General features: G+C 68.8%; 16 protein-coding genes. 6 read left to right on the forward strand and 10 right to left on the reverse strand.

Going from position 1 to position 24309, the window contains the following annotated elements; translation table 11 throughout:
• Positions 1–14: 14 nt before the first annotated feature.
• A complete protein-coding gene (locus tag OG266_RS05575) occupies positions 15–1115 on the forward strand; it encodes a glycoside hydrolase family 99 protein (protein ID WP_371543406.1) in 1101 nt (366 codons plus the stop codon).
• 55 nt (positions 1116–1170) lie between these two features.
• Here OG266_RS05575 and OG266_RS05580 read toward each other — a convergent pair whose 3' ends face one another.
• Positions 1171–5463 carry a discoidin domain-containing protein gene (locus tag OG266_RS05580; RefSeq protein WP_371543409.1) on the reverse strand — a complete coding sequence of 1431 codons (4293 nt, stop codon included), beginning with the start codon at positions 5461–5463 and terminating at the stop codon, positions 1171–1173.
• Between the two features lie 234 nt (positions 5464–5697).
• Positions 5698–7908 (reverse strand): MMPL family transporter, encoded by a 2211-nt coding sequence (locus tag OG266_RS05585; protein WP_371543411.1) that lies wholly within the window; start codon positions 7906–7908, stop codon positions 5698–5700.
• 614 nt (positions 7909–8522) lie between these two features.
• Here OG266_RS05585 and OG266_RS05590 point away from each other — a divergent pair.
• The gene (locus tag OG266_RS05590) at positions 8523–10475 is read left to right on the forward strand and encodes a protein kinase (RefSeq protein ID WP_371543414.1); all 1953 of its coding nucleotides are present in this window, start codon (positions 8523–8525) and stop codon (positions 10473–10475) included.
• A 96-nt stretch (positions 10476–10571) separates the two neighbouring features.
• Here the strand turns inward: OG266_RS05590 and OG266_RS05595 are convergent, their stop codons facing one another.
• Positions 10572–11900, reverse strand: a complete 1329-nt coding sequence (locus tag OG266_RS05595) for an MmgE/PrpD family protein (protein ID WP_371543417.1) — start codon at positions 11898–11900, stop codon at positions 10572–10574.
• A gap of 17 nt (positions 11901–11917) precedes the next feature.
• Positions 11918–12817: a thiamine pyrophosphate-dependent enzyme gene (locus OG266_RS05600; RefSeq protein WP_371543420.1), complete on the reverse strand. Its 900-nt coding sequence runs from the start codon at positions 12815–12817 to the stop codon at positions 11918–11920.
• Here OG266_RS05600 and OG266_RS05605 point away from each other — a divergent pair.
• The 3 genes from OG266_RS05605 (at position 12810) to OG266_RS05615 (ending at position 15221) form a co-directional block, all read left to right on the forward strand.
• Positions 12810–12950 (forward strand): hypothetical protein, encoded by a 141-nt coding sequence (locus tag OG266_RS05605; RefSeq protein ID WP_371543422.1) that lies wholly within the window; start codon positions 12810–12812, stop codon positions 12948–12950. The genes OG266_RS05600 and OG266_RS05605 overlap by 8 nt on opposite strands.
• A gap of 190 nt (positions 12951–13140) precedes the next feature.
• On the forward strand, positions 13141–14148 hold the full coding sequence (locus OG266_RS05610; RefSeq protein WP_371543425.1) for an NAD(P)H-dependent glycerol-3-phosphate dehydrogenase: 1008 nt from the start codon (positions 13141–13143) through the stop codon (positions 14146–14148).
• Between the two features lie 101 nt (positions 14149–14249).
• Entirely contained in the window at positions 14250–15221 is a 972-nt protein-coding gene (locus OG266_RS05615) for an NAD(P)-dependent alcohol dehydrogenase (protein WP_371543428.1), read from the forward strand.
• 28 nt (positions 15222–15249) lie between these two features.
• Here OG266_RS05615 and OG266_RS05620 read toward each other — a convergent pair whose 3' ends face one another.
• Complete coding sequence (locus OG266_RS05620; protein ID WP_371543431.1) at positions 15250–16710, reverse strand: glycoside hydrolase family 76 protein; 1461 nt, start codon at positions 16708–16710, stop codon at positions 15250–15252.
• A gap of 32 nt (positions 16711–16742) precedes the next feature.
• On the reverse strand, positions 16743–18374 hold the full coding sequence (locus tag OG266_RS05625; protein ID WP_371543434.1) for a ricin-type beta-trefoil lectin domain protein: 1632 nt from the start codon (positions 18372–18374) through the stop codon (positions 16743–16745).
• Between the two features lie 225 nt (positions 18375–18599).
• Here OG266_RS05625 and OG266_RS05630 point away from each other — a divergent pair, with 225 nt between their 5' ends.
• Positions 18600–19802, forward strand: coding sequence for a glycoside hydrolase family 76 protein (locus tag OG266_RS05630; RefSeq protein ID WP_371543437.1), 1203 nt, complete (start codon positions 18600–18602; stop codon positions 19800–19802).
• On the opposite strand, the gene OG266_RS05635 is transcribed toward OG266_RS05630, so the two are convergent.
• From OG266_RS05635 to OG266_RS05650, 4 genes are all read right to left on the reverse strand, one after another.
• Positions 19796–20797, reverse strand: coding sequence for a LacI family DNA-binding transcriptional regulator (locus OG266_RS05635; protein WP_266472708.1), 1002 nt, complete (start codon positions 20795–20797; stop codon positions 19796–19798). The two genes, OG266_RS05630 and OG266_RS05635, sit on opposite strands and share 7 nt — an antisense overlap.
• Before the next feature lie 193 nt (positions 20798–20990).
• Positions 20991–22292 (reverse strand): ABC transporter substrate-binding protein, encoded by a 1302-nt coding sequence (locus OG266_RS05640; protein WP_371543439.1) that lies wholly within the window; start codon positions 22290–22292, stop codon positions 20991–20993.
• A gap of 46 nt (positions 22293–22338) precedes the next feature.
• Positions 22339–23259 carry a carbohydrate ABC transporter permease gene (locus tag OG266_RS05645; RefSeq protein WP_371543442.1) on the reverse strand — a complete coding sequence of 307 codons (921 nt, stop codon included), beginning with the start codon at positions 23257–23259 and terminating at the stop codon, positions 22339–22341.
• The gene (locus OG266_RS05650; RefSeq protein WP_371543445.1) at positions 23249–24223 is read right to left on the reverse strand and encodes a carbohydrate ABC transporter permease; all 975 of its coding nucleotides are present in this window, start codon (positions 24221–24223) and stop codon (positions 23249–23251) included. Before OG266_RS05650 ends, OG266_RS05645 begins: the two co-directional genes overlap by 11 nt.
• Positions 24224–24309 lie beyond the last annotated feature (86 nt).

Consider the following 24309-nt stretch of genomic DNA (forward strand, 5'->3'; position numbering starts at 1 on the left):
CCCGGAGGCACAGGATGAACATTCCCAGTTACCCCGGCTCCCTGTCCCGCAGAGGGTTACTCGCCGGCGGCGCGGCAGTCGGCGCCGCCGCACTCGTCGCGGGGGCGGCCACCCCCGCCGCGGCGAAACCCAAGGGCGTCTCCGCGAACGCGCACATCTTCTACTACCCGTGGTACGGCTCCCCGCGGGTCAACGGCGAGTGGCGACACTGGCAGCAGGGCGAACTCAGCCCGCCCGACAACATCAGCGCCAACTACTACCCGGTGCTCGGCCCCTACGACTCCGGCGACCTGCACGGGGCGGTCGCCCGGCACATGCGCTGGCTGCGCCGGGCCGGGACCGGCGTACTGGTCAGCAGCTGGTGGGGGCAGGGCAGTTACGAGGACCGGATGGCGCCGGTCGTCCTGGACGCGGCAGCCGCCGAAGGGCTCCAGGTCGCCTGGCACCTCGAGCCGTACCAGGGCCGGGACGCCGCGTCCGTGGTCGCGGACATCCGCTATCTGACCGACCTCTACGGCGACCACCCCGCCTTCCACCGCGCCGCCGAGTACGGCGGACGGTGCGCCTACTACGTCTTCTACAGCCTGCTCTCCGTCGACTGGTCGGCGCTGCACGAGGTCGACGACATCGCCATCGTCATGGCACAGACCTGGGACCTGTCCCGCATCGGCGACTTCGGCGGCGTGTACACGTACGACGCCATCGCGACGGCCAACCGTCCCGACTGGACCGGGGTCGCGGCGTTCTGCGCCGAGCGCGGCATGGTGTGGGCGCCGTCCCTCGGCCCGGGCTATCTGGACGACCGGGCGGTCCCCGGCAACACGACCCCCACCCTCGACCGGGCCGACGGCCGCACCTACGACCTTGAGTGGGAGTACGCGCTGGAGAGCGGCCACGGTGAGGCGCCACCGGACTGGGTGAGCATCACCTCGTTCAACGAGTGGCACGAGGGCACGCAGATCGAACCCGCGACGGCGCGTACGCCCGGCGCCCTCGACTACCTCTCCTACGAGGGTGCCTACGGACGGCGGGGCGCACGCGCCGAGACGGCGTACGTGGACCGGACCGCCCAGTGGGTGGCCCGGTTCGAGGCCGCGCGAGCAGCCCGTTCCTGAGCAACGCGCTCGCTGCCCCGGCGTCTCGTGCGCGCCGGGGCAGCGAGCCGCCGTACTAGGGCAGCAGGTTGATCTTGAACGCTGGCGTCGTGTTCTTCACGTCCAGCGCGTTGTCGCTCAACTTCAGGTTGTGGAAGGTGACTTCACCGACAGCCGGTCCCTGCCCGGCCTCCGGCATCTCGTTGGCCCACAGGCCGAACCCGGACTTGGCGTCGTAGGCGTCGCCGCTCTTGTGCGCGCCGGAGATCGTCACGTCCGTGAGGATGGTGTCCTTGATCGGGAACTGGGGCTGTCCTCCTACGTAGTTGGTCTGGAACATGATGCCGCTGTACGTCGGATCGACGATGTCGACGTTGTTGACGCGGATCCCCTGGAAGACCTTCGACGCGGAGAACATCCAGATGCCGGGGAAGGTCTGCGCTCCCCAGAAGTGACCGCCCGCGCGGACGATCGAGATGTTCTCCAGGGTCGTCGGCGCCGTGCCGAAGCCGTTCATCGGGTAGCCGAAGTCCAGCGAACTGACGGTGATGCCGGAGTAGACGAGGATGTCGGCGATGTGGATGTTGCGGAAGGTGTTGTCGTAGCCGCCGTAGACGGCGATGCCCGCCGCGCGCCATGTCAGGATCGCCGTGAGGTTCTCGAAGATGTTGTTCTTCTCGTCGGCCCCGCCCGCGTCGATCGCGGAGAACAGCGCGAAGCTGTCGTCGCCGGTGGCCCGCGCCTCGTTGTTCACGACGTGGTTGTCCGTGCTGCCGTTGGTCATGTTGACGCCGTCGGCGAACATGTCGCGGATCCGCGAGTTCTTGATGGTGATGTTGTCGGTGTTGGCGCCCCAGTAGAGGCACACCATGTGTTCGTTCCAGATGTTGTCGATGGTGATGTCGGAGACGTTGGAGAAGTCGAACACCTTGCCCGGACCGTCGATGCGGGACGTGTAGTTGCCGAAGTACGCAAAGTTCGCGAACGACGACCCCTTGGCGGTGCCCTCGGCCCGGAAGCCGATGTCGGTGTTCTCCTGCGAGGACGGCGCCCGGAAACGCGTGAACCAGGGCCCGGCACCGACGACCTTGACCGCCTTGCCGTACACCTGGAACTTGCTCGACGTCTCGTAGTCCCCGGCCGGCAGATACACACCGACGAGCGTGCCCGTGGTGTCCATGCGCACCTTGTCGAGCGCGTTCTGCACGTCCTGGTGCGAGAAGCCGGCCGGCACGGTGTACGTCGCCGGGTCCGGGTTGGGGATCGCCGAAACCTGCTCCAGGCTCACGAAGTCGATCGCGTACGTGGAGGAGTTCGCGGCGTCCTTCTGGAGCCGGATCTTGCTGCCGGCCGGGACGGTCTGGCCGAGCATCAGGTTCGCCTCGTCGTAGATGTGGCGTGGCGCGCCCGAGCCCGGCGAGTTGCCGGGGCCGGCCTCCGCCCCGTACAGCCAGGCGTACTTGGACGTCAGGTCGATGGCCTTGAGGAAGGTGCCGTTGACGTAGACGTTCAGCGTGGAGTTGGTGCCGCCGCCGCCCGCGGAGTCGGGGAGGGAGAAGCGGGTCACCAGGGTGTTGGTGCTGGCCTTGGTGGTCCATTCCACGTAGTTGCCGGTGCTGTTGAGCGTGACGGCCTTGCGGCCCGAGGCCTCGCCGGCGATGTCTCCGACGGTGCGGTTGGGTCCGACGGTCTGGGCGCCGCCGCCCACGGTGCCGTCCTCGGCCTCGTAGTTGTCGAACGGCATGCTGGCGCCGCGGCCGACGAACAGCGACTGGCTGCTGGTGTTGTTGGCGCGCTTGACCTCCAGTTCGTTGGCGTCGGGGTCGATCACCGTCTTCACGGTGAACTTGCCGTTGCCCGCCGTCCAGGTGCCCAGGTTCACCGGTGCGGCGGTCGCGCCCGCCGCGATCGCGCCACTGTGGGCGCCGGTGAGGGTCTTCACCGTCGCGCCCGAGGCGTCGAGCACGGTGAGGGTGATGCCGTGGCTGCCGGCCGCGGTGGCCACCGTGCCCTGGTTCTTGAGGGCGACGGAGAAGGTGACCGTGTCGCCCTCGGAGGGCGAGCTCGGCGACCAGCTGACGGGTGAGGCCACCAGGTCGGAGCTGGATACCGGCCTGACGACCAGGGCAGTGGGGCTGGTGTAGGAGTTGTTGGCCTCGTTCTGCTCGATGACCTTGTTGTCCGGGTCGGCGGTCGCGCTGACCTGGTAGGTGCCGGCCTCGCGGGCGCCGATGTCGGCGGTGACCGTCGCCGACGCGCCTGCCGCGATGGCTCCGACGGCTGCGGTGCCCACCTTGGTGGAGCCCAGCTGGAACTGGACGTCGGTGGCGCCCGAGGCTTCGGTGCCCGCGTTGCGCACGGTCGCCGTCAGCTTCACGGCGTCGGACTCGACGGGACTGGCCGGGGCCGAGGTGATACCGGTGACCTGGAGATCCGGGTTCGGGGCGGGAGTGCCAAGGACCTGGAACTCGGCGACCTGCCCGGCGGGCGCCCCCGAGTTGGCGGTGAACACCAGCTGGACGTCCGCGACGCGGCTCGTGACAGGAATCCGCACCGTGTTAGCGCTTGCCGGGTCGAAGGCGTAGTCCTTCGCGGCGACCAGGCTCGTGAACGCGGTGGCGTTCTGCTCCCGCCCGAGCACCTGGATCCGCTGGGTCCGAGTGGCCCAGGCGGCGTCCGGACTCAGCTTCAGGACAACGGTGTTGACATCGGCGTTCGCGCCGAGCTTCACGGTCAGGCTGTTCGGGAAGCCCGCACCGCCCTCCCAGTACGTGCTGGTCTTGTCGTCGTTGGCGTTCTCCGCGACGAACGTGAAGACGGAGGACGAGGCCGTGATCGCCTTGCCGACGGCGAGGTTCGCGTCGTCGGTCGTGGAGCCGTTGCGGGTGACGGTGTTGCTGTTGGCGGACTGGTTGCCCGCCTCGTCCTTGGCTCGCACGTAGTACGTCACCGTCGCCGACGCGGGCTGCGTGTCCGTGTACGTCGTGACGTTGCCGGCGACGCTCTGCCGCAGGGTGCCGTTGGCGTAGATGTCGTAGGCGGTGACCCCGACGTTGTCCGTGGAGGCCGTCCAGGTCAGCTTGACCTGCCCGCTGGTGGCCTCCGTGAAGGCCAGGTTGGCGGGTGCGGTCGGAGCCTGGGTGTCGCCCGAATCCCCTGTGCGGGTCACGGTGTTGCTGTTGGCGGACTGGTTGCCCGCCGCATCCTTGGCACGGACGTAGTAGGCGACGGTCGCCGAGGCGGGCTGGGTGTCGGTGTACGTCGTGGCGGCACCGTCGACCGAGGTCCGCAGCTCACCGTTGGCGTAGATGTCGTAGCCGGTGACTCCGACGTTGTCTGTGGCTGCCTGCCACGTCAACTTGATCTGCCCGGTGGCGGGTTCGGTGTAGGCCAGTGCAGTGGGCGCTGTCGGTGCTTCGGTGTCGCCCGTGGTCGGCCCGTACACCTCCAACTCGGAGAGCTGGCCCGCCGGTTGCCCCGTGTTGGCGGTGACGAGGACCCGTACGTAGCGCGTGGTGGTGGCGTTGAAGCTCAGGGTCTGCGACTGGTCGTTCGCCGCGTTGAAGGCAAGCGCCTGCGAGGCGGTGAGGTCGCTGAACTCCGAACCGGTCGTACTGCCCTGGAGCTTGAGGGTCTGTGTCCGCGCGCCCCAGTTGGCCGGCAGCCGCAGTGTCACGCGGTCGACGCGCAGGGACGAACCGAGGTCGACCTGAACCCACTGCGGGAGGGCGTTGTTGCTGCTCTCCCAGTAGCTGGCCCGGTTGCCGTCGCCCGCGTTCGCGGCCACGTACGTCTGCGTGTAGCTGCTCGCGGTGAACTGCTTGCCCGCGGCCAGGTTCCCCGAGGAGTCGGTCGCGCCGTGGACCTCCAGTTCGGAGAGCTGTGCGGCTGCCCAGCCGGTGTTCGCGGTGATGTTGACGCGCACGAAGCGGGTCTGGGTGGCCGGGAACGAGATGGTCACCGTGTTGGCCGCGCTCGGCGTGAAGGCGTACGACGCAGAGGACTTGATGGTGTCGAAGCTCGTGCCGTCGGCACTGCCCTGCACGGCGAGCGTCTGGTTGCGGCTCTCCCAGGAGGCCGGGAGCTTCAGTACCACCTCGTCGATGCGGGCCGTGGCGCCGAGGTCCGCCTGCGCCCACTGGGGGAAGCTCGATCCCGAACTCTCCCAGTACGTCACGGCGTTGCCGTCCGTGATGTTGGGGGGCGTGTACCCGGAGTTGGAGCTGCTCGCGGTTGCCGTCTTGCCCGCGGCGAGGTTGGGGCCTCCGGCCGCCGTCGCGGTCGTGGTGAGCGCCGGAAGCCCGATGAGGGCGAGTGCGGTGGTCAGCAGAGCGGCCAGCAGGCGGCCTCTCCAGCGATGTCTGGTCATGGTTCTCCTGCCCTTGAGCGGTGTCGTCACGTGGGAAGCGGAGGACTCACAAGAGAGCGAGAATCGTCTTTTTGCGTTCAGTTATTGAAGATTTGCATGGTGATGTTGTTGAGTCCACAGTCCGTGCAGAGATAGTTGCTCACTGCTGTTGGCGGGGACGCAGTGGAGGACACACGGAAGCAGGGCCCGGCCGCTGTGCGGCCGGGCCCTGCTGGGTGAGGTTGCGGCGAGTCGCTAGACCCGGGCGGTCGGGTCGTCCGCGGGCGGGACGGTACCCGCGGCGAACTCGTGCTGGAGGCGGTCGCCCTCGATGTCGAGGTCGGGGATGTAGGTGCCGAACCACTTCGGGTGGTACCAGATCTTCGCGCCGATGATCGCCATGAAGGCGGGCACCAGGGTGAGCCGGACCACGAAGGCGTCGAGGAACACGCCGGCGGCGAAGCTGAAGCCGATGGCCTTGATGGTCGGGTCGTCGGTGAACATGAAGGCCACGAAGATGCTGAACATGATCAGCGCGGCGGCTGTCACCACGCGCGCGGCGAGACCGGTGCCGCGCTCCACGGCCCTGACCGCCCGACCGTTCTTGGTGAAGTCCTCCTTGATGCGGGAGACGACGAACACCTCGTAGTCGCTGGAGAGTCCGAAGATGATCGCGAGCATCAGGAGCGGCAGGAAGCTGATGGTCTGGCTCGGCGTGATGCCGAACAGGTGCTCTCCCCAGCCCCATTGGAACATCGCGACCTGCGCGCCGAACGCCGCGGCCACCGACAGCAGGAACCCGACGATCGAACTGATCGGCACGAGGATGGTACGGAACGCGAACGTCAGCAGAATGAACGCCAGGCCGACCACGACGATCAGGAACACCGGCAGCGCCGAGGAGAGTTTGCTGGACACGTCGATATTGGAGGCGGTGGTGCCACCGACCAGGATCGTGGCGCCCGAATCTCCCGCGATCGCGTCCCGGTCGTCCCGGATCCCGTTCACAAGGTCGGTGGTGGCGTCGTCGTTGGGGCCGGTGCTCGGGGTCACCCGGATGACGGCGACGCCGTTGTCCACCGCCATCGGCGCGGCGGCCACGACGCCGGGGATCTTGGCGAGCCGGTCGGTGATCGGGGCCGCCGCGGCGGCGTTCGGAACACCGTCGGCGACCACCAGGAGGGGGCCGTTGAAGCCCGCTCCGAAGTTGGCGGTGGTCAGGTCGTAGGCCTTGCGCGAGGTGTCGCTCTCCGGTTTCGACGATCCGCTGGGCAGTCCCAGGTCCATCTTGAGGGCGGGCAGGGCGAGCACCACGAGGAAGGCGATCCCGCCGATCAGCAGGGGTACTCGGCCGCGAACCACGAACCGCGCCCAGGTGGCCCCGAAGGTGCGCTCCGGTTCGTTGGCGGCGATCTGGGCGACGTTCTCGTGGTGGCCCGGGCGCAGCGGGGTGCTGATGAACCGCGCCACCTTGTTCCCGGCGAAGCCCAGCATGGCGGGCATCAGGGTCAGGGCGATCAGCAGTGCGACCAGGACGGCCCCCGCGGCGGCGACACCCATCACGGTCAGGAAGGGGATGCCGACCACGGCGAGCCCGCACAGGGCGATCATCACGGTCAGCGCGGCGAAGACCACCGAGCTGCCCGCCGTACCGGCGGCGAGAGCGACCGAGTCATCGATGCTCATGCCGGTGAGCAGGTTGTTGCGGTGCCGGGCCAGGATGAACAGTCCGTAGTCGATGCCGCAGGACAGTCCGAGCATCGTCGCCACGGTCGTCGAGGTCGAGGCGATGGTCATGACGGACGCCAGCGCGGACACGGTCATCAAGGTGACGACAAGGCCGATGACCGCGGTGAGGATCGGCAGCCCGGCCGCCACGAAGGCGCCGAAGGTGACGGTCAGGATCAGGAAGGCGACCAACAGGCCGATGAGCTCGGGCAGTTCCGAGATCTCCTGGTTCCAGCCGGGGTAGACGCTCCCGGAGTACTCGACCTGCACACCGGCGTCCCGCGCCGGGACGACGGCGGCCTTGACCGCGTCCAGGGTCGATTCCTTCACATCGGTCGGCTGCGCCTCGAACTGCACCGACCCGAGTGCGACATTGCCGCTCTCGGAGATCGCCTTCGACTCGAAGGGGTCGGTGACGAGGCCTACTTGCGGCACCTTCTTCAGATTGACGATCGCGGCTTCGATACCCGCCTTGTAGGACGGGTCGGTGACCTTGATGCTCCCACTGGTCGCGAACACGATCTGGGTCTGGCCACCGCTCAGGGCAGGCAGCTTCTCCTTGAGCAGGTTGGTGGCCTGCTGCGACTCGGTTCCCGGAACGGTGAACGTGTTGTCGGTCTTGCCGCCGCCCACGGCTGAGAGGGTGATCGCGGTACCGGCCGCCAGGACCCACAGGGCGAGGACGAGGCGGCGGCGCCGGAACGCCCAGCGGGCCAGGCGGAACAGGTAGACGGACACGAATGCTCCCGACGTAAAGGGTCGGCCGTCGTCCAGTGGGCGAAAAGCCGCCGATGGGCGAAGAGCCGCGCTCTCCGCCCACTCTCGGATCGCCCTCGGCCCACCGCGAGAAATGTGGGCCATCCGGGGGAGCCTCGGCCCAGCGCCACACGGGCCTCGGTGTCCTGGCTCTCCGGGGTGTAGGCGGTGGCGGAGGAGGCGCCCCAGGCACTGCGCGTGGCGGTCGCGGGGGCCGGCACACCGAGCGACCCGCCCGAGCGCGCCCTCGCCAGGTTCGTCCTGGCGATCCGGCCGGTCGGCGACCGCTACCGGATGCTGATCGGGCTCGCACGACGAGACCTCGGTGTGCAGCGCGTGGCAGAGGTACGGGCCCCGCCCGCGAAGCGGTCATCGCCATCCTGGAGCGCGGCCAGTCGTACGGCGCGTTCCAGCGCAACGTCCCCCCGAGGGAACCGGAAGCCGCGACCCCGTGCGACCCGCTGTCGGCCATGCGCGGCCCGAACGCGGCGCCCTGCAGAAACCCCTTGCGGCGGAACCGGGTCAACTCGCCTTTCGCACACGTGTGCTGCGCTAGTCTCACGGGCACACGCGCCACGCTAGAGACCGGGATCCCCATGCCAGACCTCCATCGCAACCGGTCCGAAACGATGGCCTATGCGGCGTCCGGCATGGAACCACCGCCCGTGGTCCCGCTGCGGAAGAACGATCCGAGACAGGCAGGCCCTTACCGGTTGGAGTCGGTGCTCGGCAGCGGCGGAATGGGCCGGGTCTATCTGGGCCGCGACACCACCGGCGGGGCGGGCATCGCAGCCGTCAAGGTGATCCGGCCCGAGTACGCAGAAGACCCGCTGTTCCGCAAGCGCTTCGAGCGGGAGGTAGGCGCGCTCGGCCGCGTCCAGGGGGCGCACATCGTGCGCCTGATGGGAAGCGGTTGCGACGAGGACCTGGTCTGGGTCGCCACCGAGTACATACCCGGGCCCACCCTCTCCGAGGTAGTCACCGAGCGCGGTCCGATCGACTCGGCGGCGGCATGGCGGCTGCTCGCCGACGTGGGACGGGCGATCGAGGCCATCTGGCGTGCGGGGCTCGTCCACCGCGACCTCAAGCCGTCCAATGTGATCCTGGGAGCCGACGGTGCCCGCGTCATCGACTTCGGCGTCGTCCAGGCCACCGACGGCACCTCGATCACCGTCACGGGCCAGAACGTGGGAACCCCCGCCTACATGTCCCCCGAACAGGTCAGGGGCAAAGAGGTGACCGCCGCCTCCGACGTCTTCTCGCTGGCCTCCACCCTCACCTACGCCGTCGCGGGTGAGGCGCCGTTCGGCGAGGGTACGGGCGTCGACGTCCTGCACCGGGTGGCCTTCGAACCGCCCCGGGAGGCAGCCCTCGACAAGGTGGCGGCCGTCGATGCGGACCTCGGGGCGTTCATCCGCACCTGCCTGGACAAGGATCCCGAGCGGCGCCCCTTACCGGAGACGGTCTTCAGGACCGCCATCGGCCACCAGCTGTCCGCACCGGCCGGGAGCCCACCGCGCCCCGCCCCGAAGCGCCCGAGCATCCCCGCCCAGCGGCCCGCCGTCCTTCCCTCCGCGCCACTCGCGGCCCCGCCCGCCGACGACACCGTCAAGCCCGGCGCCCCTGCCGCCCCCGCATCCAAGAAGCGCAGGACGGTGATAGTGGGCGCCGCGGCGATGACAGCCCTCCTCGTCGCCGGAGGTGCCACCGTGGCACTGCTGCAGGACGACGAGGACCGCACAGACGGCCGGACATCGGTCGCTCCCATTCCCCAGACGTCCCCGGCCCTGACCGAAGGGCCGACCCCGGCGCCGAGCAGTTCCCCCGCGGCGCCCGCGCCCTCGAAGGGGGACCAGGCGACGGAATTTTCGTCGGCCCCGCCGGTCACGCTGGATCCGTCGACACTGGACATCCGGTCCGACGCGTGCCCCGCCACGATCGCCTCGGCAGCAAACGGCGACTGTGTGCGCGCACTGCAGCTCCTCCTCGCCGGCTACGGCCTGCACGTCACGGCCGACGGGCAGTTCGGGAAGGAGACCGTCGCCGCGGTGAAGGCCTTCCAGACCGAGGCAGGGGCAGCCGTCGACGGGCGGGTCGGCGAACGGACCAAGGAGCTTCTCTACGGTCAGCCGCGCGGCCCGTTCCGGCTCGGCTCGCTCACCGTGACCCAGAGCGTCAACGCCGTCTCGGTCGCGAGATGCCTCGCCGTCGGCACCGGAGGCCTGAACGCCGAGGTCTGGGGATGCAAGGACACGGCCACCCAGCGGTGGGGTCTGTATCGGGTGCCTGGCCAGAACTCCCAGTACATCGTCGTCAACCAGGGCAGCCACCGCTGTCTGGACGCCGGCGGCTACGAAGAGACCGTCCGGGTCGGCAACTGCGACGGGCAGAGCTCCCAGAGATGGCGGCTCGGCGACGGCGGGACACTGGTCAGCGTTCCGGACGGCTTCTGCATGGACGCGGAGGCCTCCACCTCCGGCAAGGACGGTCAGCGAGTCCAGAGCTGGGGATGCGCGGGCAGCACCAACCAGGTGTGGAACTGGTCCTGACGCACCGTCAAGCTTCGGACACCGAGCTGGTGTTGTCGTGACGGCCCGGGCGACTAAATCACCTTCCGCAAGTGTCCGGCGTCGGGTTCCATCACGTCACCTCCAATCCAGAGCGCTCATCCGGGTGAGAGCCGGCAGCTTCCACAGCGCGCTCGCGATCGCCTCGGCCCGAGACCGGCCGACGACCGGAGGTACCAGCTCGTCGAACTTGTCGCGCAACTCCCGGTCGCTCAGGGGGTCGTCGGGGTCTCCCTTGCGGGTGAGCCGCAGCCGTTCGTACGAGACGCCCTGCCGGTCGGTGACCCGTACGCGGGCGGCCCGGCGCCCGGGGGCCATCAGGTCCAGCTCCGGATCGACCCGTGCCGTGGTGCGGGCCATGAGGTCCCGGATCGCCGGATCCCGCAGTGCCTCGGGTTCGAAGGCGCGCAGCCGTACGCTGCCCAGGACCAGCGCGGCGGCGACGGTGTAGGCCAGGCTGAACCGGGCCTCGCCGGGCTCGCGAGGGTCAACCCGCCCGGCGACGCGGGTGGCGGTCGCGTAGGTCTCGATCTCGATGCCGGCAATGTCCTCCACCCGGGGGCCGTCGGCACGCAGTTCGAGCGCGGCGTCGATCGCGGCGAACGTGTGCCCGCAGCAGGCGTGGTACTTCACCGTCGTCGCCGTGACGCAGAACGGATCGCCCAGGCCGGTGACGGACAAGTCGGCGACCCCGGCGGTGGCGACGCCGAAACCGGTCGGCCCCTCAAGGACGTCCAGGGCACCCGCGAGCCCCTTTTCGGCGGCGAGCGCGGCCACCACCCCGGCCTCGGCCGCATGCCCCGAGTGCAGCGGCTTGCCCGTGGACGGCGACCGGAAGGTCTGCTGGAGGCCGGCGGCCATGGTCGCGGCGAGTGCCAGCGCGCCCGCGAACCGGACGGTGTCCAGCCGGAGCAGCTCCGCCGCCGCGGCCGCCGCGCCGAAGGTGCCCACCGTTCCGGTGGTGTGCCAATGGCGATAGTGGGCGGGCCCTACGGCGAGGGCGATCCGCGCACCGATCTCGTACCCGATGGTCACGGCGCGGAGGAACTCCTCGCCGGAGACGTCGAGTTGGTCGGCGACCGCGAACGCCGCAGCGATGGTCGGCGCACCGGGATGGTAGAACGCGTCGCGGTAGATGTCGTCGAGCTCCGCGGCATGCGCAGCCGTGCCGTTGAGCAGCGCCGCGGTCCGTACGTCGGCAGGCCGCCCCGAAGGAACGAGCCGGGCAGGACCGGGACTTGGGGCGAGTGCCTCGGTCAGACCGCGAGCGGCGGGCGTGACAGAGCCCGGCACCGTGGCCGAGACCCAGTCCACGACCGCACGCACGCCCGCGTGCCGTACCTCTTCCGCGAGCGGCGTCGCCCGCTGGGCGACCGCGAACTCGGCGAGTTGCTCGACGACAGTCATGCCGGCTCCCTGCTCGACTAGAACTGGGCTTCGTACTGGGCAGGGTCGATGCGCGCCTCGATGAGCAGCGGCCCGGTCAGGCCGGCCAGCCCGGCCGTGGCCTTCTCCAGCTCGGCCACCGACGTCACGCGCACCCCGTCGCAGCCCATCGAGCCCGCGAGCGCGACCAGATCGATGTCGTCAAGGCGGGTCGCCGTACTCGGATAGCCGAGGGCCCGCTGTTTGAGCTCGATGCGGTTGAGGCTGCCGTCGACGAACACCACCACCGCGAGCCGGAGTTGACGCGCGACGGCCAGCCGGAGCTCGGTAGCCGCCATCGCGAAACCGCCGTCACCGATCAGCGCGACAACGGGAACCTCGCCGAGCGTCATCTGCGCGGCGATCGCCCCGGGGAGCCCCAGCCCCATCGCGGACAGGCCGTTGCTCATGAGGACGCTGCGGGGCCGATCGGCCTGCCAGCCCTGGCCGACAAGGAGCTTGTGCGAGCCGACGTCACAGGTGACGACGGTTTCCGGGGATGCACTCGCGCGTACGACGTCGATGACGTCGGTGGGGTTGAGGCGACCGGCAACCCGGCCCGCGTAGTACGCCGTACGAAGCCGTTCGCGGTGCGCCGCGACGTCCCGTTCGCTCCACCGGGGCTCGCCCCGCCACCCGTCCGCGAGCCAGTCCAGGCTCGCGGAGACGTCCCCGACCAGCTCGCAGCCGCTGGGGTAGATCTGGTCGACGTTGGCTGTGGTGTCCACATGCAGCACCGGTACCGCCAGAGCCCACGGATTGATCAGCTCCACAGGGTCGAATCCGGCGGCGACGACGAGGTCGCTGTCCGCCAGGAAGTCCCACAGGACCTGGTTGCACGCCATGTCGAGGACACCGGCGAAGAGCGGGCGGTCTTCCGGGAACACCCCCTTGGCCATCGGAGACACCACCACCGAGGCCGAGATGCTCCACCCCCTCGGCGCCAGAGTGGACGTGCTCGAAGGGCCGGCGGGACTGGCCGCCGAACGCAAGCTGCTGCGCAGCGTGTTCTATGACGGCACCTACCCCTGAGTTGGAATCCAGGTAGTCGACTGGCCTGGCCGTGGCCTGACGATGATGGCCGCATCGACCGACGCATGGAGTCCGATCGCCACAAAGAGCTCAGTCGCGCCCTACACCCTGGTACCTGCCGGCAGGCGGGCAGGCCGAGCCGACAGCCCGGATAGGCTGCCCAGGACCAGTGCAGAAGGAGAACCAGCAGATGACCCGGGTCGCGGTGCTCTCGGCGGGCTCGTGGGGCACGACCACGGCGGCCCTGTTCGCCGACGCCGGCAACGAAGTCCTCGTGCACGCCCGGCGCTTCGAGGTCGCCGACGCGATCAACACACGCCATGAGAACCCTGCCTACCTGCCGGACGTCGTTCTCCCGGACGCGCTGCGCGCCACCACCGACCCCGCGGAGGCCCTCGCCGACGCCGACTTGGTAATCCTGTCGATCCCCGCCCAGACCCTCCGCGAAAACCTCGCGACCTGGGCCCCGCTCATCGAACCGCACGCCGTACTGATCAGCCTCATGAAAGGCGTCGAGACCCACTCCGGACTACGCATGAGCCAGGTGATCACCCAGGTCACCGGCATTCCCGACGAGCGCGTCGCGGTCATCTCCGGCCCGAACCTCGCCCGGGAGGTCGCCGCCCGCCGGCCCGCCGCTTCCGTCATCGCCTGCCCCGACGAGACCGCCGCCAAGAACATCCAGGCTGCCTGCCACACCCCCTACTTCCGGCCCTACACCGCCACCGACGTCGTCGGCTGCGAGCTCGGCGGCGCCGTGAAGAACGTGATCGCCCTGGCAGTGGGGCTCGCCACCGGCATGGGCCTCGGCGACAATGCGAAAGCGCTGCTCATCACCCGCGGCCTCGCCGAGACCGCCCGCCTCGGAACCGCCCTCGGCGCCGACCCGCTGACGTTCTCCGGACTCGCAGGCGCGGGCGACCTCATGGCCACCTGCTCTTCGCCGCTGTCCCGCAACAGAACCTTCGGCGAGCACCTGGGCCAGGGTCTGACGGTCGCCGAGGCAACCGCTGCCACCAGCCAGACCGCCGAGGGAGTCAAGTCCTGCCAGGCGATCCTCCACCTGGCCCGCGGCCACGGCATCGAGATGCCCATCACCGAACTCGTCGCATCCGTCATCGAAGGACGGGCCACCGTCAAGGAAGCGGCCAGCATGCTCATGGCGCGCACACAGAAGCCTGAGCGGTACGACAGCTGAAGATGACGGCCGGTCACCGGTCCCGACCGCCTGGTGATTCTCAGAAAGCCCAGCTCGTACGACGATGTGGAGCACCGAGCATTGCGGCTAGGGTCCGCCCCATGAACGCAGCGGCGCACAGCCGGTACGGCCCACCGGACGTGGTCCGGATCGCCACGGTGGACAAGCCCTCGTACGGGGACCTCGACGTTCTCGTCCAGGTGCACGCGACCACGGTCAACCGGACGGACTGCGCCTACCGGGCCGCCAGGCCCTTCTTCATGCGTCTGCTCACCGGCCTTGCCCGGCCGCGGCGGCCCGTGCTCGGGACCGAGTACGCGGGAGTGGTGGAAGCGGTCGGCAGCGGCGTCACCACCTTTGCGGTGGGCGACCGGGTGTTCGGGTACAACGAGGGCGCGTTCGGAACCCATGCCGAGTATCTGTCGGTCCCGCACAGCGGTGCCATTGCAACGATGCCGGCCGGCGTGACCTTCGAGGAGGCCGCTCCCGGTACCGAGGGCTCGCACTACGCGCTGGCGTTCCTCAGGACGGCGAGTGTCCGGGCCGGGCAGGACGTCCTCGTCCACGGGGCGACCGGCGGCATCGGCTCGGCGGCGGTGCAGCTCCTGAAGCATCAGGGTGCGGTCGTGACGGCGGTGTGCGACACGGCGAACCTGGATCTGGTGAAGGGCCTGGGCGCGGACCGGGTCGTCGACTACACGGCCCAGGACTTCACCAGCGACGAGCAGCGCTACGACGCGGTGTTCGACGCGGTCGGCAAGAGCACGTTCGGCCGTTGCAGGCGGCTGTTGAAGCCCGGCGGAGTGTATCTGTCCTCGGAGCTGGGCCCCTGGTGCCAGAACCTGCTGCTGCCGCTCGTCACGCCCCTGTTCCGCGGCAGGAAGGTGAAGTTTCCCTTTCCGAAACAGGATCAGGAGATGGTGCGGTACTTCGGGGACCTGATGGAGGCGGGTGAGTTCAGGCCGGTCATGGATCGACGCTACCCGTTGGACCAGATCGTCGACGCCTACCGGTATGTCGAGACCGGGCGGAAGATCGGCAACGTCGTCATCACCGTCGTACCGCCGGACTGAACTCATCCCGCCTCGTTCTGATGGTTCGTCAATTCGCCGCGTTCATCAGGTCGAGGGCGCTGTGCTGGCGGGCGGCGTCGGTTGAGTCCAGTGGTCCGGCCCAGTGCAGCCCGTACGCGTCGAGGGCGTTGCGGTCGTTCGCGTACGCGGCGTCGGCCTGCCGCCGGATGTACGACGTGTAGGGGCGGTCGGACAGCCGGGCGTTGAAGGCACTCAACCCCCGGACGTACGCGCCCTTGAATGACGGGCCGTCGCCGCCGCAGCCGCTCGTCTCGCACGGCTCCCGCAGGATTCCGCCCGGGTTGAGGAACGCGGACGAGGTCGAGGCGTCTCCGATCTGGCGGCCGGCGGTGAGCAGGGCGGAGTCCCCGGTCGCCCGGTGCAGCTCCGCCAGGCCGCCGAGCAGCACGCCCTGGTTGTACGACCAGGTGGTGTCACCGTTGTTGCCGCAGGTCGACAGGTTGATGCCGTCGTTGACCAGATGGGAACTGTTGATCATGCCGGTGCCCTTGAACCACGCCCACTCGGCGTTGGCCCGCCCGAGGTAGACCGTGTCGCCTGCGATGCGGTTGTGCAGGGCGGCGTTCAGCTCCAGGTAGAGAGAGTTGGCGATGGCGTTCTTGTAGGTCTTGGCGGTGCTCCACCACACGCCACCGCCGCATGTGGAGTCCCAGTACCGCGCCATGTAATCGGCGTCGGCGCGGGCGGTGTTGAGGTATCTGCTGTCGCCGGTGAGGTCGTACGCGGCGACCCAGGCCAGCCCCCACCAGCCCGTGTCGTCGATGTAGTCGTTACGGAACTGGCCGCCCTGCGCGCCCAGTTGGCGGTCGTAGGTAATGGCGATTGCATACTTGTAGCTGGGCATTCCGGTGACGCGGATGTTGTCGATGAGGGCGGTCAGGGCGTTGGCCGAGTTCCACCAGCCGGTGGTGTCGAACAGGCCGGTGGAGTTGTTGTACGACTGCATCAGCGCGGTGGCCGCGGCCGTGGGGCGGCTGTACGCGTTCCAGGTCGTCCGGGCCCACGTCGTGCAGGCGATCTCGGGACGGTCACCGGCCTTGCCGCAGGCGCGCAGGGCGCCGACGCCGAGGTTGCCCCAGTCGTCGACGTTGTACATCAGGGTGCGCCAACCACTCTGCCCCGAGGGGATGGTGGTGTCGCCGAGCTTGCTGCCCGAGCTCCAGGTGCGGCCGCCGTCGAAGGAGCGGTCGAGCCAGACCTCGTCGGTGGGGCTGCCGTTGCTGATCGAGGCCCAGCCCATGGCGTCGGTGTCGTCGAAGTGCAGGGTGAGGGTGCGGGAGTAGATGGTGGCGGTGACCGGCTGCCGGTCCCCCGGGGACAGGGCCGGGTCGCGGGCGTCGCAGTACTTGTTGCAGATCGTCGCCTTGGGGGCAGCGGTCGCGACGCCGGTGGTGAGCGGGATCAGCAGGGCCAGGGCGGCGATCAGGCCGGTCCCGATTCTCCGGATGCGTCTTGCTGCTGAGTTCATGCCGGCTCCAGGGGTGTGGGGGATGCGGGAGGTCAGCCCAGGCGCCACTGCTGGTTGGCGCCGCCGTTGCAGGTCCAGAGTTCGAGTTCGGTGCCGTTGACGTTGCCGGCGGCCTGGTCGCCGCCGGTGACGTCGAGGCAGAGTCCCGACTGGGTGCCGGTGATGGTGCCGTTGGGGTTGAGGCTCCACTTCTGGTTGGCGCCCCCGGTGCAGGTCCAGAGCTGCACCTTGGTGCCGGCGAGGGTCCCGTTGTCGCGGGCGTCCAGGCACTGCGTACCGCCGTAGAGCCGGAGTTCACCGGCGGCGGTGATGGTCACGGCCTGGTTGGCGCCGCCTCCGCAGTCCCAGATCTCGATCTTGGTGCCGGGGGCCGTCCGGTTGTCGTACGCGTCCAGGCAGCGGTTGGAGGAGGCGCCGACCAGCGGGCGGGTGGTACCGACGCTGGTGCCGCTGCCGACGGACACCCGGTACATCACCGAGCCGTGGCCGGGGACGCTTGCGGAGATGTTTCCGCTGGTGCTGCTGAGGACCTTGGACCAGAGGTTGTTGAGCCGGTAGGAGGACGCCGCGGGGAGACCGGCCGCCGTGGCGGAGGTGTTGATGGTGGCGGCGGAGGAGTTCTCGTTGAAGAGGACCACCGACCGGTCGCCGTTGGCCAGTTGCTTGGTCAGCACGTGGAGGCCTCCCGAGGAGGAGATCTCGGTGCCCTGCTTGCCCAGGGAGTCCTGGTCCACGGCGATGACGTCCTTGTTGCCGTAGAGGGAGAGGGTCGCGGCGGAGGCCTTGCGCATGTCGTTCCCGGCGATCAGCGGCGCGGCCATCTCGGCCCAGAGGCTGAAGTGGGCGCGGTCCTCGGTGAACGACATGCCGTTGCCGACCTCCAGCATGTCGGGGTCGTTCCAGGCGCCGGGCTTGGCGTACGGGGCGAGCTTGACGTTGGCCTTGTAGATCGACACCACCGTCGAGAAGTTGACGTTGATGTCGTCGGTGGTGCGCCAGCTGTTGCCGACCCCCGCACCCCAGGTCCACACGTCGGCGAGGCCCCAGTTGCAGAGGCTGTAGACGATGGGACGGCCGGTGTTCGCCAAGGCGTCGCGCATGGCGGTGTAGCGCTGCTGGTCGGGCACGTTCTGGTGGTTGCAGTTGTCGTACTTGAGGTAGTCGACGCCCCAGGAGGCAAAGCTGTTGGCGTCGGTCTGCTCATGGCCGAGGCTGCCGGGGTAGCCGGCGCAGGTGGCGCTCCCGGCGCTCTCGTAGATACCGAGCTTGAGGCCCTTGCTGTGCACGTAGGCGGCGGTGCCGCTGATGCCGCTGGGGAACTTGACCAGGTCGGGCACCAGTTGGCCCGCGGAGTTGCGGGTCGAGGACATCCAGCAGTCGTCGATGTTGACGTAGGTGTAGCCGGCGTCCTTGAGTCCGGACGAGACGAGGTAGTCCGCGGTCTGCTTGACCAGTTCCTCACTGACGTTGCAACCGAAGGCGTTCCAGTCGTTCCAGCCCATCGGAGGCGTCCTGGCCAGGCCGTTCTCGAGCGCCTGGGCACGGGGCGCGGTACTGAGGACGAGCAGCGGCGGCGCGAGCACGAGAAGCAGGAGCAGCACGAGCGCGGTGCTCAGCGGCCCCAGGGATCTCGACCGTCCTGACGGTCTTGCAGAGATGGTCATGTCGCTGTCTCCTGCGTGCCTGTGGGGGGCGGACGGGACAAGCTGCGCGGACCTCTGGAAACGTATCCATCGCGAAGGTGCCACCACCCCGGTTCACACGTCAATGGTCTGGGCCAAATCCGTCACACCCGCCAACTACTGCCGTTGTTCGGACCGTTGACGACTCCATAGCACCATGACAACGTTTCCATCACCCCGCACCCGTATCCGAATGGAGACGTTCCCATGCGCAGGTACCCCTCCCGCCGGGCACTGGTCGGCTCCGGTCTGACGGCCATGGCCGCGGCCACGATGACCACCGCCTCCACCGGAAACGCGGCCGCCGCGGACAGCGGCAACTCCGAGGAATCAGAACACCGTTCCCGCGCACTGTCCCGCGCCAGAGCCGCCTACGCCGCCCTGGAAAGACACTTCGGCACGACGGACGGATCCGGACTGGTCCGCGAGCAGTATCCGGCGGCCTCCGGCGACAAGCCGTACTCCTACGAATGGCCCTTCTCCCAGGTGCACATCGCCGCTCTGGACCTCGCGGCGGTGGACAAGGCGTACGAGTCGGAGCTGACCGTCCGCGCGAAGGCCCAAGAGCACTACTGGAACGCCGGCGGAGGCACGACCGGGCTGCCCGGATACGACTCCTATCCCCGCGCCCCGTACGGCACGGGCGGCGACATGTTCTACGACGACAACGAGTGGGTCGGCCTGGCGAAGGTCCAGCGCCATCTGCAGACCGGGGACCCGGCCGCGCTGGCCCGCGCGAAGGAGATCTTCGAGCTCGTCCGGTCCGGCTGGGACACCGACACCACCCACGCCGCACCCGGCGGCGTCTTCTGGACCCAGGCGACCTGGAGCCACGACCGCAACACCGTCTCCAACATGCCGGGCGCCCAACTCGCCCTGCGCCTCCACCTGATCACCGGCGAGCGCGGCTACCTGGACTGGGCAAGACGGTTCTACGACTGGACGAACACCCATCTGCAGAGCCCGGGCGGACTGTACTGGGACCATCTCGACCTCCAGGGCACCATTGAGAAGACAGTCTGGTCGTACAACCAGGGCGTGCCGGTCGGCGTCAACGTCCTGCTCCACCGGGCGACCCGCGAACGCGTCTATCTGCGCCGGGCCGAGCGCATAGCCGAGGCCGCGTACGCCTACTACGTCACGCAGGGACGGCTGTTCAGCCAGCCGGTGTTCTTCAACTCGATCTTCTTCAAGAACCTGCTGCTCCTGGAGTCGGTGTCCGGAGACGGCAGATACCGCCGCGCGATGGCCGACTACGCCGACCAGGTGTGGTCCACCATGCGCGATCCCTCGACCGGCCTGGTGCACTTCAACTCGTCCGGCGGCACGGAGGCGATCCAGCAGGCGGCCTTCGCACAGCTCTACGCCGTGCTCGCCTGGCCTCGCGACCTCTGGCCGACGCTCTACTGAGACTGAGACTGCGGGCCGAGTTCCCCTGTGCCCCGGGCGATGAGCCGCACCGGCAGCACCGTCCTGCGGGACGGGGCGCCCTCGCCGTTGATGCGGTCGATGAGCAAGTGCGCTGCGTGGCGGCCGAGTTCCTCGGTGTCGGAGGTCACCACCGTGACCGGGGTCGGGAGCATGTCGGCGAGCTTGAAGTCGTCGAATCCCACCACCGCGACGGGCGCGCCCAGTTGCTGGCTCGCCCGCAGGACGCCCTCGGTGAGGAAGCCCGTGGTCGAGAAGATCGCCGTCGGTGGTCGCGCCGACGTCAGCAGGGCGTGGGTGGCGGCGGAGGCGTCGTCGGTGGTGCCGCGCCGCAGGGTGACGACCAGGTCGTCGTCGGCGGGGATGCCGCTGCGCCGCAGGGCCTTGCGGTAGCCGCGCAGTCTGCGGCCGGTGGTGTAGTACGAGGGTGCGACCAGGATCGCGATCCGGCGGTGGCCGTGGTCGATGAGGTGCTGGGTCGCCGCCGCTCCCCCGCCCTCGTTGTCGACCACGACGACATCGGCCTCGGCGCCGGTGGCGGGCCGGTCGACGAAGACGATGGGCACGTGGTCGTGGGCGTTGATCTCGTTGAGAAACGCGTGGTCGCCCTGGTCGGGCACGATGATGAGCCCCGCGACCCGCCGCCCGATGAGCTCGCCCACCGCACGGCGCTCGACTTCCGGGTCCTCGTCGGCGGTGCTGAGGAGCACGGCGTACCCGGCCCGGTTCGCCACGTCGACGGCCGCCTTCGCCAGGGACGCGTAGAAGGGGTTGGTCAGGTCACCGAGCAGCAGCCCGACGGTCATGGAGTTCTGCCCGGGGCGGAGCGAGCGCGCGATCTCGTTGCGCTGGTACCCGATGGCGTTGATGGCTGCGTTGACCCGGTCGGCCGTCTCCTCGCGGACCGTGCCGATGCCGTTGACGACGCGCGACACGGTGACGAGGGCGACACCGGCCCGCTCTGCGACATCGCGCATCGTCGGCCTGGTGCTCTGGCGCTGCGGGGGACGACTGCTCACGTGGGGCGGAGACCAACTTTCATCGCCGGGGCGGCCGGGTGATCGCCCTCAGGATACGTTTCCGGATCCGGACGCATACCCCGGTCGGCAGGGTGGATTCCAGGGGCGACCGGGGCCGTGCGTCCACGCGGTTCGGGCGTTGGGGCCAGTCCTAACCGTTGCTCTTGATCACGTCGTTGATCTTGTCAATCATGGTCTGCAGATCGGACAGCGGCTTCTTGCCCTGGAGGATGTCCGGCCAGTACGCCGTGATCAGGTCGTTGGACTGACTGGCCCACTGCGTGGTGAAGCGCACGCCCTGGGTCAGCGGGGCGTCAAGGTCCGCCTTGACGGTGGACGCCACGGTCGTCAGCCCCGCCTTGTCCAGGGCGTCGAAGTACGCGTCCTGGGCGGCGGTGTAGGCCGGCACCGCGACGGGAGAGTCCGGGAGCACCTTGGTCCACACGGTGGAGTCGAGGTACGAGAGGACCTTGAAGGTGGCGTCCGCGTTCTTGGTGTACGAGGGGGTGCAGATGCCCACCGCGTCGTACAGGGTGGCCGCCTTGTCGACCTGGGGCAGCGGCGCGAAGCCGTACTCGATCTTCGGCTTGTCGGTGAGGAAGCCGGCGGCCAGCCACTGGCCGCTCCACAGCATCGGGATCTCTCCGGCGGCGAACAGCGACTGCTGGCTGGAGATGTCGTAGCCGGGCGGGGCCACGGCGCCGCTCTTGATGCCCGCGACGAGTTTGCCGACGCCTTCGGTGTAGGTCGCGTCGGCGGTCACCTCGGTGGGCTGGTGGACGCTGTCGGCGAAGGGCGCGCCGCCGGCGGACAGGGAATAGAGACTGGCGCTGAAGGGTCCGTCCAAAGCGGTCATGGCGTCGGCGACCAGGCCGTACTTGGCGCCCTTCTTGTGCAGCTTGTCGGCGGCCGCGTACATCTCGTCCCAGGTCCAGCCGGCGGTCGGCACGGGTATTCCGGCGGCCTTGAACGCGTCGATGTCGTACCAGATGCCGTAGGTGTTCATCAGGGAGGGGACTCCGCCGATCTTTCCGTCGGCGGTCTTCCAGTTCTTCATGGCGGTGGGGACGAAGCTGCTGGTGGTGAAGTCACCGGAGCCGGATCCGGACAGCCTGTCGGACCAGTCGGTGAGCAAACCCTGGCCGGTGTACTGCAGTTCGGTGTCGTTGCCGCACCAGAACAGGTCGGGCAGCTTCTTGGCCTGGGTAAGGGAGGCGAGCTTGTCCCCGTAGTTGCCGTTGGGGGTGTCGATGCGCTTGACCGTGATGTCGGGGTCGTTGAAGCCGGCCAGGGCCTTGTCGATGAGCTGGTTGGTCGCGTTCGACTCCCAGGTCATCACGGTGACCGTGGTCTTCCCGCCGGACTCATTGCCCGAGGAGCCGCCGCAGGCCGACGTGGCCAGCAGTCCGCCTGCCGCCAACAGCGCTCCGGCGGTGTGCAGTGTTCGTTTCAACGTGGCCTCCTGGTACGTGTTTTGGGTCGGCCGACCCCGGTTCGGGTCAGCGCTGGTTGACGGTGCCCAGTGCGCTCAGACCTTGGATGAAGTAGCGCTGGGCCACGAAGAACACGGCCAGTGGGGGGAGCATGTAGAGCAGGTTCGCGGCCATGAAGAGGTTCCAGTCCGGGGTCTGGCCGGCGAACTGGGAGACGAAGGAGGCCATGCCGACGCTCAGCGGCCACTTCTCGGACGAGTACAGGTAGATGAGCGGGTTGAGGTAGTCGTTCCACGAGAACTGGAAGGCGAGGATGGCCATGGTGATCCAGGCCGGCCGGGTGATCGGGAGCATGACGCTGAAGAAGATCCGGATGTGTCCGGCGCCGTCCACCTTGGCGGCCTCGTCGATGGAGTGGGGCACCGACAGGAAGTACTGGCGGGCGAGGAAGATGAACAGCGGATTGCCGCCCAGAAAGGCCGGCACGATCAGCGGCAGCCAGGTGTCGTACCAGCCGATGTCCTTGAAGAGCTGGAACAGCGGGATGATGCCGACCACCGGGGGCAGCATCATGGAGCCGACGAAGACGTAGAACCAGAGCCTGCGGCCCGGGAAGCGGAGCCGGGCCAGGGCGTATCCGGTCATCATCGAGGTCATGACGCCGCCGATCACCGACAGACCGGTGATGACAAGGGAGTTCAGCAGCAGGCGGGGGAAGTGGATCGCCTTCGGTCCTTCGATGAAGTTCTCGAAGTGGAACTCGTCGGGCAGCAGCCGGGGCGGAACCTGGAAGACCGCCGAGTGGCCCTTCAGGGCGATGGTGAGCATCCACAGGATGGGCAGGACCATCACCGAGGAGATCAGCAGTGCGACGGCGTACCAGGACGCGGTCCGCAGCGCCTTCCGGGGCGGCCGGGGCGCACGCGTGGCGGCGGGCGGTCGAGGGGACGTCGCCGGCTCCGAGGCCGTCGTGACGTCAGGAGACATGGTCACTGTAGGTCCAGACGGAGGAGAAGCGGGCGGTGGCGGCTATCACGACGACGATGACCAGGAAGAGCACCCACACCTGGGCGGAGGCGTAGCCGAAGTCGGCGACCCGGCCGAGCGTGGGGAAGCCGTTGTTGTAGATCGACAGCATCAGGACCCTGGTGCTGAATCCGGGTCCGCCCTGGCCGTCCGGTGAGAGGATCTTCGGCTGGTTGAACGTCTGCAGTGCGGTCACCAGTTGGAGCACGACCTGGAGCACCATGATCGGGCTGATCAGCGGCAGGGTGATCCGGAAGAACATGGTCCCGGGGCCGGCGCCGTCGATGCGGGCCGCCTCGTAGAGCTCGGTGGGCACCGCCTGGAGCGCGGCGAGAAAGATGATCATCGTGGAGCCGACGCTCCACAGCATGACGATCACGATCGACGGCATCGCCGAGTTCGAACCCGACAGCCACTCGCTGGTCGGGAGGTGAAGCCACGTCAGCACCTGGTTGGCCAGGCCGACTTGGGGGTTGAAGACGAACTTCCACAGCGTGATCGTGGCGACCACCGGCAGCACCACCGGCAGGTAGACCAGGGTGCGCAGGACACGGACGCCCCGGATGCGCCGGTTGCAGAACACCGCCAGCGCAAGGCCGATGACCAGCGACGCCGGCACATACAGGACGACAAGGAGCAGGGTGGCTCGCACCGAGGGCCAGAACGACGGGTCGGTGGTGAACATCCTGCGGAAGTTGTCGAGGCCGACGAAGGTCGGGGCGGTCAGGCCGTTGTACCGCGTCAGCGCGAAGTAGGCCGACCGGATCAGCGGGTAGACGACGAAGACCGTGAAGCCGATGAGCGCCGGCGCCATGAACGCGTACGCGGCCCGGGTGTCCGAGCCGAGCTTCGCGCGCCTGCGCGGTTTCGGGTACAGCGGTGGATGCGGGGGTCGGTGTCGCTGCTGGTGCGGAGTGGCTGTCACACGGGCTCACCTTCTCCTCCGAGGAGTTGGCGAAGACTCAGACCGGGCGGACCCGACCGTCTGGTGGTCTCCAGCTCCTTCAAGGT

The organism is Streptomyces sp. NBC_00554 (genome assembly GCF_041431135.1).
GTDB lineage: Bacteria > Actinomycetota > Actinomycetes > Streptomycetales > Streptomycetaceae > Streptomyces.

What these genes read in the sequence shown, in the direction of transcription:
- OG266_RS05590 (WP_371543414.1), top strand. Translation starts at nt 8,523, where the DNA reads ATGCCAGACCTCCATCGCAACCGGTCCGAAACGATGGCCTATGCGGCG.
- OG266_RS05625 (WP_371543434.1), bottom strand. Translation starts at nt 18,374, where the DNA reads ATGACCATCTCTGCAAGACCGTCAGGACGGTCGAGATCCCTGGGGCCG.
- OG266_RS05620 (WP_371543431.1), bottom strand. Translation starts at nt 16,710, where the DNA reads ATGAACTCAGCAGCAAGACGCATCCGGAGAATCGGGACCGGCCTGATC.
- OG266_RS05595 (WP_371543417.1), bottom strand. Translation starts at nt 11,900, where the DNA reads ATGACTGTCGTCGAGCAACTCGCCGAGTTCGCGGTCGCCCAGCGGGCG.
- OG266_RS05635 (WP_266472708.1), bottom strand. Translation starts at nt 20,797, where the DNA reads ATGCGCGATGTCGCAGAGCGGGCCGGTGTCGCCCTCGTCACCGTGTCG.
- OG266_RS05610 (WP_371543425.1), top strand. Translation starts at nt 13,141, where the DNA reads ATGACCCGGGTCGCGGTGCTCTCGGCGGGCTCGTGGGGCACGACCACG.
- OG266_RS05580 (WP_371543409.1), bottom strand. Translation starts at nt 5,463, where the DNA reads ATGACCAGACATCGCTGGAGAGGCCGCCTGCTGGCCGCTCTGCTGACC.
- OG266_RS05600 (WP_371543420.1), bottom strand. Translation starts at nt 12,817, where the DNA reads ATGGCCAAGGGGGTGTTCCCGGAAGACCGCCCGCTCTTCGCCGGTGTC.
- OG266_RS05575 (WP_371543406.1), top strand. Translation starts at nt 15, where the DNA reads ATGAACATTCCCAGTTACCCCGGCTCCCTGTCCCGCAGAGGGTTACTC.
- OG266_RS05645 (WP_371543442.1), bottom strand. Translation starts at nt 23,259, where the DNA reads ATGTCTCCTGACGTCACGACGGCCTCGGAGCCGGCGACGTCCCCTCGA.
- OG266_RS05615 (WP_371543428.1), top strand. Translation starts at nt 14,250, where the DNA reads ATGAACGCAGCGGCGCACAGCCGGTACGGCCCACCGGACGTGGTCCGG.
- OG266_RS05630 (WP_371543437.1), top strand. Translation starts at nt 18,600, where the DNA reads ATGCGCAGGTACCCCTCCCGCCGGGCACTGGTCGGCTCCGGTCTGACG.